6 protein-coding genes are annotated in these 4978 nt (G+C 69.2%); 2 read left to right on the plus strand and 4 right to left on the minus strand.

Annotated features, from left to right (window positions below; all coding sequences use genetic code 11):
- Both PKH97_RS13535 and PKH97_RS13540 read right to left on the minus strand, forming a co-directional pair.
- A partial coding sequence (locus tag PKH97_RS13535) for a fasciclin domain-containing protein (protein ID WP_324388050.1) occupies positions 1-535 on the minus strand: 535 nt, incomplete at its 3' end.
- 60 nt (positions 536-595) lie between these two features.
- The gene (locus PKH97_RS13540) at positions 596-2641 is read right to left on the minus strand and encodes an MMPL family transporter (RefSeq protein ID WP_324388051.1); all 2046 of its coding nucleotides are present in this window, start codon (positions 2639-2641) and stop codon (positions 596-598) included.
- 55 nt (positions 2642-2696) lie between these two features.
- Between PKH97_RS13540 and PKH97_RS13545 the strand changes: the two genes are divergently transcribed.
- Positions 2697-3182 carry a MarR family transcriptional regulator gene (locus tag PKH97_RS13545; RefSeq protein ID WP_324388052.1) on the plus strand — a complete coding sequence of 162 codons (486 nt, stop codon included), beginning with the start codon at positions 2697-2699 and terminating at the stop codon, positions 3180-3182.
- Between the two features lie 25 nt (positions 3183-3207).
- On the opposite strand, the gene PKH97_RS13550 is transcribed toward PKH97_RS13545, so the two are convergent.
- Positions 3208-3642 (minus strand): PH domain-containing protein, encoded by a 435-nt coding sequence (locus tag PKH97_RS13550; protein WP_324388053.1) that lies wholly within the window; start codon positions 3640-3642, stop codon positions 3208-3210.
- 18 nt (positions 3643-3660) lie between these two features.
- On the opposite strand from PKH97_RS13550, the gene PKH97_RS13555 reads away from it, so the two are divergent.
- A complete protein-coding gene (locus tag PKH97_RS13555; RefSeq protein ID WP_324388055.1) occupies positions 3661-4221 on the plus strand; it encodes an O-acetyl-ADP-ribose deacetylase in 561 nt (186 codons plus the stop codon).
- A gap of 147 nt (positions 4222-4368) precedes the next feature.
- Here the strand turns inward: PKH97_RS13555 and PKH97_RS13560 are convergent, their stop codons facing one another.
- Positions 4369-4581 (minus strand): hypothetical protein, encoded by a 213-nt coding sequence (locus tag PKH97_RS13560; protein ID WP_324388056.1) that lies wholly within the window; start codon positions 4579-4581, stop codon positions 4369-4371.
- Positions 4582-4978: the final 397 nt, after the last annotated feature.

The following is a 4978-nucleotide window of genomic DNA, read 5'->3' on the forward strand; positions in this document are numbered from 1 at the left end:
CCCGCAACTCGATGATCGGCACGGCGCGGTTGTACACCCGCACACCGATCGTGGCACCGAGCGCGGTCGTCAGCTGCGCGCCGTTGGCCTTCACCGCACCCGCCTTGGTGATCGTCGCACCCGGGATGACGTGATAGAGCAACACATCCTCCACGGTGTCGAGACCGAGCGAGGCCACCGCCGAGAAGACGTCGGATTCGTCGGCCAAGCGCTTCCCGGTCAAGGCCTGGACGAGATTGCGGAAGGCGAGGTCGGTGGGGACGAACGCCGTTAGGGCGACCCGACCGTCGGCCAGGAGCCGGACGGGGCTGTTCCTGTCGGTATCGGCAGCGATCACCGCGAGCACGGCCTCGGTGACGATGTCGTAGTCATTCCAGTTGCGATCGAAGGTGTTGCCGTCCGAGGTCAAAACGGCAGCAAGACTCCGCGTGCCGAGTCGGTTGTCGGACGCTGCCGAGGCACTCGAGGGCGCCGCCAGGCAGGCGGTTAGGGCCAGGCCGAGGGCGACGGCGGTGGTGGTGCGGCGGTGGGACATGGCTTTCCTCTCCTCGGCGGTCGCCCGGTCGCGACCACTGCCCCCTATATCCGTGGGCGGTTACCCGGCGGATGCACCCACAGCGGACTTTTCGTGGCCGAGGTGACGCGGCCACCAGAAGCGGTCGCCGAGGAGGAGTCCGAGGGCGGGCACCACGAGCGTCCGGACGACCAGGGTGTCCAGGAGGACACCGATGCAGATGACGACGCCGAGTTGCGCCAGAACGACCAGCGGCAGCACGCCGAGGACGGCGAAGACGGCGGCCAGCAGAATGCCGGCGCTGGTGATGACGCCACCCGTCGCCGCAAGTCCCCTCAGCATCCCCTCGCGGGCACCGTGCCGGCGAGCCTCCTCCCGTGCCCGGGTCACGAGGAAGATGTTGTAGTCGACACCCAGCGCGACCAGAAAGACGAAGGCGAGCAGCGGCACGCCCTCGTCCAGGCGCGCGAAGCCGAAGACCTGGGTAAAGAGCAGCCACGAGATGCCGAGACTGGACAGATACGTCATCACGACGGTGGCGACCAGGATCACCGGGGCAACCAGCGAGCGCAGGAGCAAAATCAGAGCCAGGAGGACCAGCGCCAGGATCAGCGGGATGATCACGAGGCGGTCGCGACTGGTGGCAGCGGCCCGGTCCACCGCGGCCGCCTCGGTGCCACCGACATAGGTCGACGGCAAATCGTCCAAGGCGGCTCGGAGGTCCACGACGCTCGCGCGTGCGCGATCGCTACCGGGCGGCGCGGACAGGACGGCCTCGACCACCCCGACGGACCCGGCACTGGCTCCGGGACGCGCAGATTCGACGCCCGGCACGGCCGTGACCCGGGCGAGCACGTCCGGCACCGGGGCGGTGGTCACGATGCGCGTGGGGTCCGCGCTTCCCGCCGGGAACGAGCGTGCCAGCCGCTCGGCCGCGGCAATGGCTTCCGGCTTACGCAGGAACTGATCGGCATCGGACAAGCCGGTCGTGATCTGTGTCAGGTTCGCCGCGAAGATCGCGAGAATTGCCACCACGACACCCGCGTAGGCGGCGGGGCGGCGAGCGACGGCATCGCCGATGCGGCGCCATACGGACCGGGAGTCGACGATGGGCGCCTGCCCAACCTGCGGGACCCGGGGCCAAAAGACCCACCGGCCGAAGACAACCAGGGCGGCGGGCAGGACGACCATGACGAAGGCCGCCGCGACGACCACGCCGACCGCGCAGGCCAACCCCAGCCCGCGGGTGGCCGGGAAGAGCGAGAGGAGCAGGGTCAGCAGACCGACGAAGACGGTGACCGAACTCGCGGTGATCGCTTCGGCGGTGCGCGTGACCGCCTGCGCCATGGCCGAGCGCCGATCCGCCTCTCGGCGCAACTCGTCGCGGTAGCGCGAGATGAGAAGCAAGGCATAGTCGGTTCCTGCGCCGAAGACGAGGACCGAAAGGATGCCGACCGTCGACTCGTCCCACGCGACATCAACCGCGGCGAGCGTGCGGGTGGCCAGGACGCCGGCCAACTGGTCGGCCACGCCGACAACGGTGAGCGGGACGAGCCACAGTACGGGGCTGCGGTAGGTGATCACCAGCAAGATGGCGACGACCGAGGCGGTGGCGAGCAGAAGACGCACATTCGCCCCGTCGAAGACGGCGGCGAGATCGGCTTGGATGGCTGCGGGGCCGGTGACCTGGACGGTCAGCCCTGCGGGTAGATCGGCTCGCACGCTGTCGCGAATCTGGGCGACCGCTTCCGCGACACCCGTGGCGTCCGGCTTGTCGACCTCGACGATCCCGATAGCCGCGGTGCCGTCCTTGCTCGGGATCACCGGGGCGTCGCTCCCCCCAGGCAGCTCTGCGACCCGCTCGCCGGCCAGTTGCAGGTGGGCCGGTGACAGCCCCTGGTCGCGGGCGAAGAGGACGATTGCCGCCTTGGCATCCGAATCCTCCAGCCTCGCACCCAGCTCCAGGGCGCGAGCCGAACCCGAACCAGCCGGCAGGTCCTCGCCCGCGCGCGGCGAACGCTCCGCCGGACCGGCGAGGGCGATGACCAAGGCCGACCCGAGGATGGCGAGCAGGGCCACGAGCGCGGCCCACCGTCGGGCGGTGATCAGTCGGGCGATGGTATGCACGGGGACGCTCCGGACTAGTATTGACGCCTAGGAAACTAACCTTCTTGCTAAGTTGGTGAGTGATATTACGGGTCATCGGGACGCCCCGGCAAGTGGCATGGTCGATGCTGTGCCGATGTGGACCGGATCGGAGTCACTCTCTGCTCTGGAGGACGCGATGGAGGTGGCGGCTGCCGTCCCTGCCGCGGTGGCTCGGCGCGCGAGCATGTCGACGTCCGAGATTCACTCACTTCGTCACCTGATGCGCGCGCCCATTGGCCCGGTCGACCTGGCCAAGTCCCTCGGGATAACGACGGCAGCCTCCTCAGGGGTCGTCGATCGTCTCGTCGCCCACGGCCACGCCGAACGCCGTCCACACGGCGGCGACGGCCGCCGAGTCGAGGTCGTGATCACCCCGAGCGGACGTTCCGAGGTGCTGGAGTTGCTCGCGCCGATGTTCGCACGCCTCGCCGAGGTGGATTCCCTGCTGAGCGAGGAGGAGCGGGCCATCGTCACCCGCTACCTTCGGGGCGCAATCGTCGCGATGCGCGCGGTGATGTGACGCCTCGCGTCACGACCGGCCGAGCTCAGGAGTGGACGATGTAGTGGAGGATCACGTCGTGGGTGTGCTTGGCCTTGTCCGAGCCACGCAGCAGGATCTCGTAGGTCCCGTGGGAGGTGTGGATCGCCACCGTCGTCTCCTCGGTGAAGCGACCGAAGACCGAGGCGTTCGAGGCATAGGAGACGGCGGTGATCTTGTTGTAGGGCACCGAGGTCACGGCCACCTTGCCACCGGCGAAGGAGTTGTCCTGCAGGATCACCCGCATATTCGTCAGTCCGATGAAGCCGGTGCCGACATCCTTGCCGTCATAGACCGCGAAGACTGTCTCGTCGGGCAGCAGGCTGCCCTGCACGATCGCTAGTTGGTCCTTCTTGTCGTAGTAGATCTCGTCGGCCACCATGCGCTCCTTCGCCTTGCCGTATGCCGCGCCCCACCGCGGGCGCGCACCCAAGGGTGGCACGCGGCATACGGTGTCGCCATGGGCAATATCGAGATTGTCACCGGCGACATCACCACGCAGAAAGTGGACGCCATCGTCAATGCGGCCAACTCCTCGTTGCTGGGCGGCGGCGGAGTCGACGGGGCCATCCATCGGGCGGCCGGGCCGGAGTTGCTGGCGGCCTGCCGGGAGTTGCGGGATTCGACGCTGCCGGACGGGCTTCCGCCCGGTGACGCGATCGCCACCCCGGGCTTCGCGCTGCCGGCCAAGTGGGTGATCCACACCGTTGGCCCGAATCGCCATGCGGGAGCGACGGATCCAGCCACTCTGCGCCGGTGCTTCACCAACAGCATCAGCGTGGCCCGGGGCATGGGGGCCCGCCGGGTGGCCTTCCCGGCCGTGAGCGCAGGTGTCTACGGCTGGGCGATGGGGACGGTCGCCGAGCTGGGCTTGGCCGCCGCCGCGGAAGGCGTGAGTCGACGCGGTGGCATGGATCTGATCCGGTTCGTGCTCTTCAGCCCGGAGGCGGCCACCGTCTTCACCGAGACGGCCGACCGGCTGGGCATCGCGGCGCGCGGGTCGTCGGCTCGGCGACGCTGACCCACGTCATGGTGCTGTCCCAACGACGAATGTCGTGCACAAGGTGCGTCCAGGCGCACCGTCTGCACGACAAGCACGAGCGCGCGGGTGCGCTTGACCGCGCCTGATGACCGACGAACGCCGGGACCCAGCGCCGAAAAGGGCGCGTCAGTGATCGCCTTGACCTTGGCCGTGCATCATCATCTGGCTCACCTGCGCGCCGCCGTGCACCTCGTGGTGGCCGTCGTGCCCGAGCGCCGCACCACCGAGGAAGCCCGTCGTCAGCAGGCCAGCGCCCGCGAGCCAGGGAATGCCACGGCGCAGGCCGGCGGGCATCCGCTCACCGAGTCGGGCGACCGATGGCGGGAGTGCAGTGGCCACCCAGGCACCCGTGCGGTGCGCTCGAGTCGCGGCCGTGTGCCCGATTCTGCGCGCCCGGACGCCTCGCGGGAGTGCGTCCTGGACCGACGGCATCGACGCGGTGAGCAGGTGACCCGGCAGCACGCTGTAGCCGTGAGTCTCGGGGGTCCGCGTCTGGTCCGGCGGCGGAAGGGGCGCGGCAGGAACGGGCGACGTGGCGTCGGCCTGGCCCGCACGTGAGTGAGTCCCGTCGTGCGCAGGAAGACCTAAATCGTGAGTTTGCGGCATAGGTGCGTCCTTCGCTCGACATAGCGCAGTTGACCAGCACCATGGCACGGCGACCTGTGGACGCCCTGTCAGCGCCCCGTGAACCTCGGGGTTGCCCGGCGGGCACACCGAGGCGCGGGGGTCAGCCCCA

Origin of the sequence: Nostocoides sp., assembly GCF_035343835.1 — a bacterium.
Lineage (GTDB): Bacteria > Actinomycetota > Actinomycetes > Actinomycetales > Dermatophilaceae > Nostocoides_A > Nostocoides_A vanveenii.

What these genes read in the sequence shown, in the direction of transcription:
- PKH97_RS13555 (WP_324388055.1), top strand. Translation starts at nt 3,661, where the DNA reads ATGGGCAATATCGAGATTGTCACCGGCGACATCACCACGCAGAAAGTG.